Raw genomic sequence first — 15,742 nt, forward strand, 5'->3', positions numbered from 1 at the left:
AGTCAGGGTCTCACTTCAGGTGAGGCCCTGACTTTTTTTTGTCTAATATTTTTTCATCCGCCTGCTAAAACTTTCACGATAATTTTTACCAATTGGAAGGGTTTTATTATCCAGTTTTACCCGATGATTTTCAAATGATTTTATTTTTCTGACAGGAACGATATATGACTTATGGATTCGTATAAATTCTTGTTCAGGCAGCTTTGCCAAAAATTCTTTCAGGCTGGTATAAACGATTAATTTGGTTTTATTCACCATCACGTTAATATAATTTCCCAATCCTTCAATGTATTCTATTTCACGTATTTTTACCTGATAAATTTCCTTGCCGCTTTTTATTTGAATGATATCTTCCGGAACATTGGATCGTTGCATAGTAGATGATTGATTATGATCTGATACGTTTAATTTCTCCTTTGCTTTCAGGACAGATTTTAAAAAACGGTCAAATTCAAAAGGTTTCAGCAAATAATCTATGGCGTCCAGTTCATAACTTTCAACAGCATATTCTGAATAAGCGGTTGTGAAAATTACCATTGGGCTGTTCTTTAATACTTTCAATAATTCAGTCCCGGTAATATCCGGCATGTTAATATCCAGAAAAACAAGGTCGCAGTCATTTTCAGACAAAAAGCTGATGGCTTCCAGCGGATTTCTGAATTTATTAACTAATTGAAGGAAGTCTATTTTACCAGCATAGTTTTCAATTATGTCCAGCGCCCTCGGTTCATCGTCAACTGCGATACAAATCATTACAGACTTTTTATTTTTAGTTTAACACTGTACGTTTGCTTATCAGATTCTATAATTAAATCATAATTATTCCGATATATTAAATCCAGCCTTTTTTTAACGTTGATCAATCCAATCTTCTTTTTAGCTTCTCCTTTTTTTGAGGTATGATTTGTATTTTCTACGGTAAAGTTCAGCACATCGTTTACTATACTAATGAGAATATTTATTTTAGAAGATTTTTTATAGTCAATCCCGTGTTTGAACGCATTTTCAACAAAATTGATCAGCAAAAAAGGAGGGATGTTAAACTGCCGGGGATCACCGGTTGTTTTGAAGGATACTTCAATATTATCGTCTTCCATAAAGCGTAATTTCTGAAGCTCGATATAACTTTTGAGATATTCAATTTCTTCGGTAAGTTTAACGATCGACTTATCAGATTTGTCCAGCATAAACCGCATTAAAGTTGAAAGTTTTGCCAGGCCCGAAGCCGTTTCGGAATCATTATTTTTTAAAGCGACAGAAAACAAGTTATTAAGTGAATTGAATAAAAAATGCGGACTTATTTGTGACTTAAGATAGTTAAGTTCCAATCTCAGGTTTTCTTCAGCAAGTTTTCGTTTTACAATTTCATTGTTAATCCAGTCTTTTATTATGGCGTATAAAATGGATAGCACCATGAAAGATAAATTGATAAGAGATGTGACAATTATTTCTCCGGTTTGAGGCACAACGCGTATGTCCGGCAAAATTTGTTTTGCAAATAAAAAGTCAAAGGCATTTTCGAGGACACTAAGTATTATCAGGGTAACAGAAATTAGTGAAACATATCCTATAAGGGATAGTTTTCCCGATTTGAATTTTGGAAATAAATACAGCAGGTTCAAATAGAATAAAACAATATTGATGAAAGTTCCCAAAATGATGGGAACATCCATCAAATTACCATTCAGATAATGAAACGTCAGCGCATTAAAATGGATAAATAAAAATGTAGCTCCTATCCAGCATAAGGAATGCACTGTTAGTTCAACGTATTTGATGCTACTATTTTTCATGCAGGTTTTAAAGGTAAATAATAGCTGTGATTAATAAGAATTATTTATTCAAAATATAAATCATTCTATGTGAACGGTCAAATATTCAATATAACACGCATATATGTTTGTAAATGCAGTTCAAACAGGACCCGGTATCATTGGAATAAATAATTTGTTTACAGCTGCAAAGAATCGTTGATTTGAACTCAATTTAAAGTCAAAAATGAATAACCATGAAACGATCTAAAATCTTTTTTCCTTTGCTGACACTCATTTTTGTTGGGTATATAAATAACCTTTATGCCCAAGAAAACCTGCAGCAACAAACCGATGAATACATAAATGCCTATGTAGAAATGAATCTTTTTAATGGTTCTGTTCTAATTGCAAAGGGGAGTGAAATCTTAGCCAGTAACGCTTATGGATTGGCCAGTTACGAATTCTGCATTCCCAATGTTGCAGAAACAAAATTCAGAATAGGCTCATTAACCAAGGGATTTACTGCTGTTGCAATTATGCAGTTATCAGAAGATCATAAATTGTCTTTGGAAGATAAACTCAACAGGTTTATTCCGGATTATCCACGTGGTGATGAAATTACCATAAAAAATCTTCTGACACATACTTCGGGGATCCCAAATCATACAGAGTTTTCGGATTATAACCGTGACAGAAGGGTTTATCATTATGATGTGACGGAAACAATAAGCACATTTAAGAATAAGAAACTGGATTTTAACCCGGGTGAAAAATCGGCTTACAGCAATTCAAATTATATTTTGCTGGGCTATATCATTGAGAAGGTGAGCACTATGTCGTACGAAAAATATATTAATGAAAATATTTTTCAACCACTGAAAATGCTTAATTCGGGTTTTGAACATCCGGATAATATCATTAAAAATTTTTCCGGCGGGTATATTTTGCAAAATAATGAATTGCACAAATCGCATTACCGGGATATGTCAAATGCCCAGGCATCAGGTGCTTTGTATTCTACTGTAGGCGATTTGTACCTTTGGGACAGAGCATTGTATTCTGATAAAATAATTGGTGAAAAATCGCGGTATTTATTGTTCAACGAATATAAGAACAACTTTACATATGGCTGGGGGATTGTAAATGTTTACAAGCACAAAATGATAGCATTGGCAGGAGAAACAGATGGTTTCAGGGCAAATATCAGCCGTTTTCCTGATGATGATTTATGTATTATTGTACTTTCCAATTTTGAACATACGCCTTTAAATCGAATTAACAGAGATTTGATTGCCATGGTTTTTGGTGAAAAATATGCAATTCCGGAGATTCAAAAAACGATTGCTTTACCCCATGAAATTATGCAGTCTTACGAAGGAGCTTATGAAGTTAGTCCGGGATTCAACTTTAATATCATAGTTGAAGATAAGCGCTGTTTTTGTCAGCCAACCGGCCAGTCAAAACTGGAATTATTCGCCATAGCAGAGAATGAGTTTTTTATTCCGGAAGCTGATGCTATCATCCATTTTACAAAGAAAGATTCTTCAAAAACTGAAAAATTAATTCTCAAACAAGGAGGTAGGGAAGTTGCCGCATTTAAAATAAACTAAAGCTGTTGAAGACAATAAATATCTGAATCTTTAAACGTGCTTTATCATGGATTTTATTGACACATATCTTTAGTGATACAAAATATATTCAGCCACATCCGGTAGTTGCTAAAATGCAAAACCTGATGTGGCTGTTACTAAAAAAATATGGCCTCTTTTATAGGGTATTCAAAATTTTGGTTCGGATGCAATTTGTTCTATTGGCTTAGCCTTATTCATATCGCAATGCTTCGACCGGATTTTTAGTTGCAGCCTTCCAGGATTGAAATGATACAGTCAATAAAGCAATTCCCAAAGCCAACATACCAGCCAAAGCAAAAATCCACCAGCTTAGGTTCGTTTTGTAAGCAAAGTTATCCAACCATTTATTCATGGTATACCATGCTATTGGCGTAGCAAGAATAAAAGCAATTGCTACCCATTTGATAAAATCTTTGTTAAGCATAATCATCACTTCTGAGATTTTAGCACCATTTACTTTGCGAATGCCAATTTCTTTGATCCGCCGCTGGGAAGAAAAAATAACCAGACCTAAAATCCCGGAACAGGATATTACAATTGCCATGATGGCAAAAATGCCAATGGATTTTGCAAGTTGTTCTTCCTGTATATATTGCTTTTGGAACCAATCATCATAAAATTCATATGTTAAAGGATACTGGGGTAGCAAACTTTTCCATTCGCTTTTTATATATTCCATAGCTGGATTTATGGACCCTCCTCCCAACTGAACACTCAAATTGGTTGGTCTGGTGTTGGTAAAAACGATGCAAAGAGGTGCAATCGCTTCATGTAACGAGCTAAAATTAAAATCATTTACAACAGCTATAATTTTAAATCCTTCCGGCCTCCAATTGTTAAATTTCTTATTATCCAGATCATTCCATTCAAAATATTCGTAGGCTGATTTGTTTATCATACAAACATTGCCATAATCGCCAGGCATTAAATCCCTTCCTTTTATTATTTTTAAGTCAAAAGTTTTTAAGAAGGATGTATCTGCTCTAATATAAGAAACAGCCATATTCTTATCGGGTTTATCAGCGATGTTTGGAGATGCATGAGAGCCAACATCCCACGGGGTACCTTCAGAGGCTGTAATACTATTTATATAAGGGGAAGACTTTAATCGGTCAAAAAATACAAGTGCTTTTGAATAATCCTGGGAATTTATGTTTGGCAAGGTAATGTTTAAAAGCTGATCTGATTTAAATCCCGGGTCTTTATGTTTTACATAATCGATTTGTCTTGTAATCACAGAGATACAAATTATCAATACAATAGAAGCAGCAAATTGAAAAATGGCAAGGGCCTGTTTAACGTGACTGTCCCCTTTTAATGGCAACATATTGGAATTAACCGACGGGGTATTCTTCAAATATTTCACCATCATAAAGCACCCGATACCACTTAGTAAACCCAAAATAAAGAATGCTGAAATAATGATCAAACCTGTTGGGAAGGACCAGAGTATTCTCAAACTGAAATCTCCGTTAAAAAGCATGTAATACAAAGGGCTCATCAGGAATAATATAAATACACCAATTGCCAGTGCAATAGAAGTCAATAATAGTGATTCAGCAACAAATTGGAATTTCAAGTTTTTCAGGGTTGCACCAAGTATTTTCCTGACAGATATTTGCCGAAATTGCATCGAATATCGGGAAACCGTCAGATTCATATAATTAATTAATGAAAGTACCAGTATAATAAGGGCAATGCCTGATAATAGTTTTATCAAAGCCAGATTTCCTTTTTTTGTTGCACTCCCTTTGCCGGTAGTGTGGTCTCTGAGGTAGATATCTTTTAATGGTAGCAAAGTTAGCGATTCAACATAACGTTTATATATATCGTTATTCTGAAGCTTTTGTGCAAAAGCTGCGACATCTGTATTTCTACTTAGTTGAACGTAAATGGTAAATGGCCATCGATACGAACTTTGGTCTTCTAAACTTCTTGCTCCAAATGCAAATTTGAATTTACTATTTTGGGCATTTACAAGCAGATCGGCGTAGATACTTGAATTTTCAGGGAAGTCGTATAAAATACCTGATATGGTGACAGGTTCATTTTTTGCATTAATTATGATCTCTTTGCCCATTGGATCTTCATTTCCAAAAATCCTTTCAGCAGTACTTTCTGTTATGACTGCTGAATTGATATTTGTAAAAGCATGTTTTGGGTCACCTTCTTTAAAGACGAAGGAAAACGTTTTAAAAAAATTATTGTCAACCGACATGATATCATTCAGGTAAAATCCCTGATCATTCACCCTGACCGGTAATTGCATATCCAGTCTCTGACTGATACAGGCGTCCTCTACTTCTGCAAAATTTGAAGACAAAATATCTTTTACCCGGTAATCTATCCTGCTTGAGTTTTTATCATCCACCAATCTGTATATATTATTATAATTTTGGTGAAACCTGTCATAGGAAAACTCATTCAATACATAAATAGTCAAAGCAAGGCATACAGAAATACCAAATCCGAAGCCTATGATATTTATCAAAGAAATCAATTTGTTTTTCATTAAACTTCTGTATGCCGTTCTAATATTATGTAATGCCATGATGTAAATTTTAATGTGTCTCTGGTTTGATTACTCAATTTCATTATTCCTCAAAAGAAGGAATTATTTAAGCTCTAATTATTCATATCGCAATGCTTCGACCGGATTTTTACTTGCAGCCTTCCAGGATTGAAACGAAACTGTCAGTAACGCTATGCCCAAAGCCAGCATACCAGCCAAAGCAAATATCCACCAGCTTAGGTTCGTTTTGTAAGCAAAGTTCTCCAGCCATTTATTCATGGTGTACCGGGCGATAGGGGCGGCAATAACAAAGGCTATGACTACCCATTTTACAAAGTCTTTATTGAGCATGGTCATCACTTCTGAAATTTTGGCCCCGTTTACTTTACGTATACCTATTTCTTTGATTTTTAATAAAGAAGAGAAATAGGATACACCCAGCAAACCAAGAACAGCTATCAATATTGAAAGCAGGGTGAGCAAATTAATAATATTACTAAACCTTACCTCGTCGCGATAGACCGATTTAATACGCTGGTCAAAAAATTCGTATTCGAAGATGGTTTCGGGGAGGTATTTTTTAGTCATTTTTTTCATCAATTCAACCGTTTCAGAAGGATTACCGGTAAATCGTATAATTGCATGCGAGATTTTATCAGGGGCGTAGTGTGCCACAAAGGGCGTTATTGACATTTGCATTGATTTGTTGTGAAAGTCATTAACTACACCACAAATCTGATAATTTTTGCCTCCAAGTTTAATTGTTTCCTTCAGTGGATCTGTTATGCCACGTTGGTCGATAAGAGTTTGGTTTACAATGCATTGGTTTGAGGCATTTTCTTTAAAATCATGACCCTTAATGAAGGATATTTCCAACGTTTTGAAAAAATCATTATCAACATTGATAAACTCTGTTGTTTTTATTTGCTGGTTACCCATACTATCGGTAAATACTTCACCATATATTGTACTAAATTCAGACAGAGGAAGAGAGTTTGTCGCTGCCACATTTTTGATGTTTGAGTGCCTTAATATCTCGGATTTAAAAAGCTTGTAAGCATGAATATCGCCGGGTGCAATATTCATTGAAATGAGAGATTCTTTGTTGAAGCCAATATCGCTTTCACGCATAAAGGTAAGTTGTTTTTGAATAAACATTGAAGCCGAAATCAAGGCAATAAATGCTATTAACTGGAAGGTTAACAGTGAATTAAAAACAATTTTTCCGGTCCTTCCTTTACTGTATTTATTTTGTAGAATTTCAATTGATTTAATTTTTCCACTAACGAATTGATTAATAAATGTTGACAGTAAAATGACAGATAATAAGCATAGTATTACCGCGGGAATGAATTTATTTGAATCCAAACTGGCATTAAAAGCCACATCATTGCCGACGAAATTGAGAAAGTAGGGCTGTGTAAGTTTAAACAATCCGAGTGTAATGATCCCGGCTATAAAAGAGTAGATTAAAGCAGAAGTTGAGTTTTTAAGCAATAAATGGAATGCTTTAGCACCAGAAATTTTTTCAATTCCCCAGTAACGCAGCTGCCGTGTTTTTTCAATCGTTGATAAAAGAACATAATTGATAATTGAAATCAGGAGGATTAATATACCCAATGTTGTAAAGATTCGAAGACGTTTGTTGACGTGTAATTTGCTAAGCACCGTTAATAGAATCTTTGGTGTACGTTTTAGCTTGGCAAGTCCGGCATATTCCTGTGATAACTTATTGGCAAACGCTGAAGGTTCAGTTCCGGGAAGGAGTTCTACATAGTTTTTACATTGGTAGTTCCAGTCTGATTTATAATCGTTTTTTCCCTGTGTTTGCATAAAGTGCGGCAGGCTTCCGATCCAATGCAAGCAAACATTAGAATTGCTTGGCGGATTTTCAATGACTCCGGAAATTGTATACTCAATTGGTCGGTCATTTACAATAAGAGAAACAGGGGTACCAATAATGTCGATCCTGCCAAAGTATTTCTTTGCAATGTCTCTCGATATTATTAACGGATTTGGATAATTAAAGCTCTCCCCTGCATTTCCCGCGATAAAATCGAAGCGGAAGAAGTTGAAAAAATCCTGTTCAACAAATCCAATTTCCGAATAGTCTGACTTGATAAGATTGTCTTCCTGTTTTATATATACAGGTGTTTTTTTGATATCGAAGCTTGTGCTCTTAACTACTTCAGGATAATGATCAGCCAGAGAGTTGAATAGTACATAGGGTAAAGGAGATTGAAAATAGGCTTCGCCAAACTGGTCTCTGCTTTCCAGACTAAACTTGTTTTCGGCAGAATCCTGAAAATGATCGAAACTTGTTTCATGCAGCACATAGTAACCTGTTACCATAAAAACCCAAAGTCCAATTGTCAGCCCTGCTATTTTAAGAACTGAAATATATTTGTTCTTCATCAGGTTGCGAAGTTCTCTGATAAAATATTGTTTAATCATTTTATATTATATTTTAGCTGTGTGATCTTGTTATAATATCTATTCTTTTAATAAATCTTTTATTCATATCGAAGTGCTTCGACCGGATTTCTGGTTGCAGCTTTCCAGGACTGAAATGAAACGGTCAGTAATGCAATTCCTAACGCCAGCAAACCAGACAGGGCAAATATCCACCAACTGAGCGTGGTTTTGTAGGCAAAGCTTTCAAGCCATTTATTCATGGCGTACAAGGCAATTGGTGTGGCAATCACAAAAGCAATGGTGACCCATGTCACAAAATCTTTGTTGAGCATGACCAGTACTTCTGAAACTTTGGCTCCGTTGACTTTTCTTATGCCTATTTCTTTAGTTCGTTGAATCGTTGTAAATGATACCAGGCCAAACAATCCTAAACATGCGATGACAATAGCCACAAATAAAAACGAAGTGATAATTTGGCTGAATTGCCGGTCTTGCTCATAGAGTTCTTCGTATTTCTTGTCTAAAAAATGATATTCAAAAGGAACATCTGGTGAAAATTCGTTCCACACCTTGCTTATGTATTTCATGGTTTCGGGAACATTGTTTCCACTGATTTTTATATTTGCTGTACCTATTGATCCGGGATGATAATAGAGCATAAACGGATCCAGCTTGTGGTGGAACGACTGGAAATAGAAATCCTTAATTACGCCGACCACTTTGGCGACCCGGTCATACATAAAAACTTCCGTGCCAATAACGTTACTGCTATCCAATCCAAAAGCCTTTACAGCAGACTCACTCAGTATTACTGTTTGATATCTGTCTGTACTCATGTCCCACGAAAAATTTCTGCCCTGAACAAGTTCCAGCCCCATTGTTTCAATAAAATCCGGATCAGCAGGCAATTCCTGAAAATATCTGCTCGTACCGTTTATATCGCGCGTGAGTGTTACACAGTACTGACCAAGCTCGCATTGCGACCCGCTTACACTTTTAATATTGGGGTTCTTCAATAATTTCTGTTTGAATTCATTGTAAGGTCGATACAGATTTTTATTCAGTTGGGCGTAAATGATTTGATGATTATCAAATCCCAGATCTTTATTATTCAGGAAGTTAATTTGTTTTGCAATGACAAATACGCTGATTATTAGAGCAATGGAAATAGTAAATTGAAAAATAACCAGTGATTGCCGGGTAAAGTTCCTGTCCTTTTTTGGGAGAGAAACCTTTGTTGTATTCGCTGAAATATTTGAGGTAAGTTTTAAAGCCGGATATAGCCCTGCAATAATCCCAACAATTACAGACGAGAGTATGAGAAAGAAAATAGCACCAGGGTGTTTGATGTAATTCAGTGCGAAATTGATATGCAACATTCCGCTAATTAATGGTTTGCCGGCCATAATTAAAAGCAAGGCAACTAATAATGCAGCAAATGAATACAAAACTGACTCTATCAGAATATATGATACAAGCTTGTATCGGCTGGCTCCATTAATCTTTCTGATGAACAACCCTTGATATACAGAAAACAGTTTTGCGATAGACAGATTGATGTAGTTGACTATGGCAATAAGTATTATTAACAGGCCAATGATTGAAATATAGCCTACCAATTGCTTCCTGCTGTTATTATAGAAATGTAGATCGGTTATTTTTACCAATCCCAGTTTTCGTTTAGCTGCCTCCGGACTTTTGGGATCAAGTCCGTAAACATATTGCTCTACATTGGTTCCGAATTCTGCAAGTTTGCTTACAAAAGCATTTTCATTTGTACCTTTTTTTAAAAGGAGATACATGTTGCAATAACCGTCACGCCAATTTTCATCAGGCATCATTCCATTGGGTTTGATAGTATTTAAAGTGGCAAATGGAATTATGGCATCAAACTTCAGGTTTGAATTTGAAGGAAAATCAGCCACAACTGACTTAACCGATAACGTCAGTTCTTTTGAAGGAAAAGTTGCTACATAATGAATTGTTTTTCCTTCAACATCAGTTTTTCCAAAAATCTTTAATGCCAGCTCCTTTGTAAGAACTATGCTATTGGGCGCATCCAGTGCCGTTTTTAGGTTACCACATATCGTGTTGCATGTAAAAATATCGCCAAAATCGCTGTTGGTGTATAATACATTTTTCACTTTGATGGCATCATTGTCGTCGATGTTGTTCATATATCCTTCGGCATCGGTTGACGTACGCACTATTTTTTCTATTTCAGGAAATTCATTTTTTACAGAATTAAACAGTGGCGGTACTATTGAAAAGTTTTCTCCCTGGCTTACTTTGTAAATTCTGTCATTATTTTTATTAAATCCGTCATAACCCAGTTCGTAACTTACCCATATCGAAGTGAGTATGACACAAATGATCCCAACGGCTAATCCTAAAAGATTAATGATGGAAAACACGGGGTTCTTGGCGATACTCCTTAATGATGTTTTAATATGATTCGAAACCATTTTAGTGTGTTTTATTATTTCTGATGTGAATTTGAATTAATATTTACATTCATCTGATCATCTTTTTATTCATATCGAAGTGCTTCGATCCCGATACGCTTCGCTATCGGCCCCGATTATTCGGGGGTCACTCATACCTGAGTGCCTCAACAGGATTTCTTGTAGCTGCTCTCCAGCTCTGCCAGCTTACAGTCAATAATGCAATTCCCAACGCCAGCAAACCGGCCAGGGCAAAAATCCACCAACTCAGGTTGGTTCTGTAAGCAAAGTTTTCGAGCCATTTGTTCATGGCATAGTATGCAATTGGCGTTGCAATCACAAAAGCAATCAGCACCCATTTTACAAAGTCCTTGTTGAGCATGGTCAATATTTCCGCTATTTTGGCGCCATTGACTTTTCGAACACCTATTTCTTTCTTTTTCTCATCCATTTTTAAATAGGTGATTCCAAGTAATCCTATTACAGATATAAATAAAGCTATAAAGGCAGATACTGGTACTGTTCTTCTTAGCATTAATTCTTTTTTGTAAAGGGCAGAGATTTTATCATTTAAGAAGGAATAATCAAAATAGGTGTCGCCATAAACTTCGTTCCATTTTTGCTGAATAGTTTCAATTGTGTGTTTATTGGTATGATTCATCTTAACCAGAATAGTACTTGCACCAAGGGAATTGGATCTGTCGATGCCTGTATATATACATAATGGCTCGATTGACCTGTGGAGCGATCTGAAGTTAAAATCTTTTATTACTCCAATTACTTTATAGGTTTCACCTGATGAACGGGTAAAAACCGAACCAATTGGATGATCTTCAATACCATATACTTTTAATGCTTTTTCATTTAATAAAATAGAATTTGCAGGAGTCTTTTCGGAAAAAAACTCACCTTCAACCAATTTTAAGTTAAGAACATGATTCATTTCTGAATCGCAGTTATAGTATTGTGGGGAATATGAAAAACCATCCGGTGAGTCTTTAAGCTGTAAATCTTTTGTGGGTAGGGCAGTTCCCGGATATGCATTCGCTACCGAGACTGCTTTAATTCCGGGAAGTTTTCTTAATTGATCTGCCAATACGAAAGCTTTTGCCCTGTCTCTGTTTGTTCGGTGAATAATCATCACATTTTCTTTATCAAATCCTAAATAATGTGTTGTGATTAAATCAACCTGATTATTAATTACGATAAAAAATATTAATATGATTATCGCGACCATAAACTGAAGCCCAACGAACAGTCTGTTTCCTAATATCTTATGCTCCTTAATGTTTACAGTACTTTTTAATATTGAATATGGTATTCTCTTTATATTTAAATAGGTCGGTAGGAATCCGCATATGAATGCAATTAACATTCCGCCAACCAGCAATAAAAGATACAACACCAAGCCTATGTTGCTATTACCATACTTAAATGTTTCATTAATACCAGTTGAAAAAACTTTATAAATTATTAATGCTATTATAGCTGAAACAGAATAAACTAAAAACGACTCGATAAAAGACTGAAAAGAAATTACGAATTTATTTGATCCGCAAATTTTCTTAATCCCAACAGAAACACTTCTTCTTCGAAACGCACTAACATTGAAATTGATAAAATTGAAGCATGCAATAAACACCAATAAAGCTGAAATCAGTGAAATCAAGATTACATTACTAATATTGGCCTGTTCTTCAAAACCGGCAATATGGCTTGCATACAAATGAATTTTTGAAACAGGCATTAGTTTCAGGTTGATTGAATTACCCCTGCTAAACCATTCCTGAACATCCAACTGGTAAGCTTTTTCAACAAATGGAGTGAGCCTGTTGGTGATAAAAGATTGCATTTTGTGCTCGAAATTTTGTGAGTCTGCCCCCTTTCTCAGCTTTATATACGTGGTAAACATGTATCCATCCAGATCATATTTATCACGATTACCGGAAATGGTCGAAAGCGATCCTATCAAATCAAACTGTAAATGTGAATTTTCAGGATAATCTTTAAAAACGGCTTTTACTTCATATTCCTTACTGTTTATTTTAAGTGTCTTACCTAACGGATCTTCATTTGCAAAATACTTGAATGCACATTTCTGACTAATACAAACCTGATTAGGAGATTGGAGTATGGATTGTTTAAATCCATTTAGAAAGTCAACCTTAAACAAACTGAAAAAATCAGGATCGACAAGCAAAAGATTATCTTTAAATTCTTCTCCATCAACTTTTTTTACAATACTCTCCTCATATTTACATGTTCTGGCCATGGTCTCCACGTCAGGATAATCTTCAGCCATATATGTACCTAGTCCATATGGAGTTTGAATATATTGATCCCTTACACCTTCATCGGTTTCATCAATATACACGTTATAGATTCGTTGATAATTATCGTGAAACCGGTCAAAAGATAATTCATGCCTTATATGAGAAAAAATGAATAACAGGGATGACAAAGCCAGTGTCAGTCCAATGATATTGAATACTGATATTACTCTATTTTTAAGTAAGCTTCGAAAGGAGTATTTTAGGATAAATTTAAACATAATTCATTTAGTTTTAAGTTATTCATATCTCAATGCTTCGACAGGGTTTCTCGTAGCAGCTTTCCAGGATTGAAAGGAAACTGTCAGTAACGCTATGCCCAATGCCAGAAAACCGGACAGGGCAAAAATCCACCAACTCAGGTTTGTTTTGTAGGCAAAGTTTTCAAGCCATTTATTCATGGCGTAATATGCAACTGGTGTGGCAATAAGAAAGGCCAATGCTACCCATTTTACAACATCTTTGTTGAGCATAGTCATTACTTCAGTGATTTTTGCTCCGTTAACTTTGCGGATACCGATTTCTTTACTCCGTTGAAGCGTTGAATATGAAATCAAACCAAACAAACCCAAACAGGCAATACAAATGGCCAGAATGGAGAAAGCTTTCATCAAGATTCCAAATTCTTTTTCCGATCGATATAGTTTATCGAAAGTTTTATTCAAAAAGCTATACTCGAAAGGAATTCCGGGGGAGAACTGCTGCCATGTTTTTTTAATGGCGGTAATTGATCCTTCGATATTTTGTGTACTTACTCTAACATTAATACACGAATTCCAGTCTAAATTGCAATAAATGCATGGTTTAATTTCGTGCTGCAATGAGTTGTTATGAAAATTTTTTATTACTCCAACAATTTCCATATCATGATCGAAAAAGTCAATTTTAGTTCCAATGGGGTTATCCAATTCAAAGTCCTTTGCAAATTTTTCGTTAATCAGAATTCGCTCCCTGTCGGCCTGATTTTTCCATGAAATATTTCTGCCGCTCAATAACTCTATTCCCATTGTTTTGATAAAATCAGGATCGATAGTGGTTGCGTAATACGTTTTGTACTTACCGTTTATTTTGTATCTGGTAGTCATATTTAACTCCATTCCCATGTGGTGATTTGTTCTGCAAACACTTTCAATTCCGGGGTTGCTGGTTAGGGCTTGCTTAAAAGAATCGTAATGTTTGTTTATTTCGTTGCTTTGAGTAAAATAGATAATTTGTTCAGGAGAGAAGCCAAGCTTTTGGGATTGCATAAATTTGAGCTGGCCTGAAATAACAAGTACACTGACAATCAAAGCAATAGATACAGCAAACTGAAAAACGACCAAAGAATACTTCACGCCAACTCTTCTTTTGCTCTTCCATACCTCATTCCTGAAAGCGCTCATTGGCTTTAACGAGGTAAGATAAACGGCAGGATAGATACCCGAAATAGTTCCAATGAATATTATTCCCAAAAGGAAAAACATAATGATGGGAATGGTCACTTTATGATCCAGAATGTTTTCCATGCCGGAAATATGGGAGAAAACAGGGTGAAGTACAAAAATCAGTAGCACGGCCAACAGTGAGGAAATCAGGGTGATTAATACAGATTCATTGATGAAGAGCCAAAATAAACCTGAACGACCAGAACCAACTATTTTTTTTACTCCTACTTCTTTAACTCTTGAATTAAACAGAGTAATTGACAGGTTCACATAATTAACAATAGCAATGGCAAGAATCACAAATCCAATAAAAAGCAGCACATATAACAATGAGCGTTTGTTGGTGTTGTGAAAATGGATTTGCTTTAATGGGACAAAACTTAACTGATATTCTTTTCCTACTTCCGAATTAATATCAATGTCCAACCTTTCTTTAACCGATTGTGCCCAAAAGTCTTCAATATCACTTTTTATTGATTCTAAATTCGTAGCTTTTATGAAAGTGTTAAAACCCCAGTTTCCCCAGTCTGATTCAAGCCTGCCTCTTCGAATATTGTTTGCAACTATGGTATTCATTGAAACAATCCCGTTATACTGAATGGATGAATTGAACGGAGCGTCCTTGATGACACCGGTAACAGTTAACGAATACTCAATATTTTGTCCTTTACTTTTGTAGGCTATTGGTTGGCCAACTGGATTATTATCTCCAAATAGTTTTTTTGCCATACTTTCTGAGAGCAAAATAGAATTAGGGTGTTGCAAAGCCGTTTTTACATCTCCCTCCAGGGATTTGAAATCGAAAAAGTCGAAAAAACTTTCATCGGCAAAAAGAAGGTCGGTACATTTAAACAAAGTGTTGTTTGTAGTAATGTACCCGTCTTCACCACCACCATACCAATCGGTATAGCGAAGCCCGTCTTCAATGTCAGGAAACTTGTCCTTAAGTTGATTTATAACCGGGGCAGGAATTCCGCCCGAATTTCCCAGGTAAAGCTTATAGATTTTGTTTTGGTTAGAATGAAATCCATCGAAACTAAACTGAGAATTAGCAAATAGTACGATCACAATAAAAGCGGCGATTCCCAAAGCAAACCCAATAACGTTTATTAGAGAATGTAATTTGTTCCGTTTAAGGTTTCTGAGCAATAATTTTAATTGTACTATATTCATCGTTTGTGTTTATAAAGGCATTATAATTATTCGTATCTTAATGCTTCCACCCCGACGAT

General features: G+C 35.5%; 8 protein-coding genes. 1 reads left to right on the forward strand and 7 read right to left on the reverse strand.

Annotated elements, in window-relative coordinates:
- Nucleotides 1-42: 42 nt before the first annotated feature.
- Nucleotides 43-753, reverse strand: a complete 711-nt coding sequence (locus ACE01N_RS01590) for a LytR/AlgR family response regulator transcription factor (RefSeq protein WP_380584140.1) — start codon at nucleotides 751-753, stop codon at nucleotides 43-45.
- Nucleotides 753-1,793 (reverse strand): sensor histidine kinase, encoded by a 1,041-nt coding sequence (locus ACE01N_RS01595; RefSeq protein ID WP_380584142.1) that lies wholly within the window; start codon nucleotides 1,791-1,793, stop codon nucleotides 753-755. The genes ACE01N_RS01590 and ACE01N_RS01595 overlap by 1 nt, the downstream gene beginning before the upstream one ends.
- Before the next feature lie 215 nt (nucleotides 1,794-2,008).
- Between ACE01N_RS01595 and ACE01N_RS01600 the strand changes: the two genes are divergently transcribed.
- Nucleotides 2,009-3,364 (forward strand): serine hydrolase, encoded by a 1,356-nt coding sequence (locus ACE01N_RS01600; protein ID WP_380584144.1) that lies wholly within the window; start codon nucleotides 2,009-2,011, stop codon nucleotides 3,362-3,364.
- Nucleotides 3,365-3,575: 211 nt separating this feature from the next.
- On the opposite strand, the gene ACE01N_RS01605 is transcribed toward ACE01N_RS01600, so the two are convergent.
- The 5 genes from ACE01N_RS01605 to ACE01N_RS01625 all read right to left on the reverse strand — a co-directional run bounded on the left by ACE01N_RS01605 (nucleotide 3,576) and on the right by ACE01N_RS01625 (nucleotide 15,683).
- Nucleotides 3,576-5,936 (reverse strand): ABC transporter permease, encoded by a 2,361-nt coding sequence (locus tag ACE01N_RS01605; RefSeq protein ID WP_380584146.1) that lies wholly within the window; start codon nucleotides 5,934-5,936, stop codon nucleotides 3,576-3,578.
- A 78-nt stretch (nucleotides 5,937-6,014) separates the two neighbouring features.
- Nucleotides 6,015-8,351 carry an ABC transporter permease gene (locus ACE01N_RS01610; RefSeq protein WP_380584148.1) on the reverse strand — a complete coding sequence of 779 codons (2,337 nt, stop codon included), beginning with the start codon at nucleotides 8,349-8,351 and terminating at the stop codon, nucleotides 6,015-6,017.
- Between the two features lie 59 nt (nucleotides 8,352-8,410).
- Nucleotides 8,411-10,777, reverse strand: a complete 2,367-nt coding sequence (locus tag ACE01N_RS01615) for an ABC transporter permease (protein WP_380584150.1) — start codon at nucleotides 10,775-10,777, stop codon at nucleotides 8,411-8,413.
- 127 nt (nucleotides 10,778-10,904) lie between these two features.
- On the reverse strand, nucleotides 10,905-13,307 hold the full coding sequence (locus ACE01N_RS01620; RefSeq protein WP_380584152.1) for an ABC transporter permease: 2,403 nt from the start codon (nucleotides 13,305-13,307) through the stop codon (nucleotides 10,905-10,907).
- A gap of 18 nt (nucleotides 13,308-13,325) precedes the next feature.
- Entirely contained in the window at nucleotides 13,326-15,683 is a 2,358-nt protein-coding gene (locus ACE01N_RS01625) for an ABC transporter permease (RefSeq protein WP_380584154.1), read from the reverse strand.
- Nucleotides 15,684-15,742 lie beyond the last annotated feature (59 nt).

Origin of the sequence: Quyinboa ferrireducens (genome assembly GCF_042436675.1) — a bacterium.
Taxonomy (GTDB): domain Bacteria; phylum Bacteroidota; class Bacteroidia; order Bacteroidales; family UBA5342; genus JBHJHP01.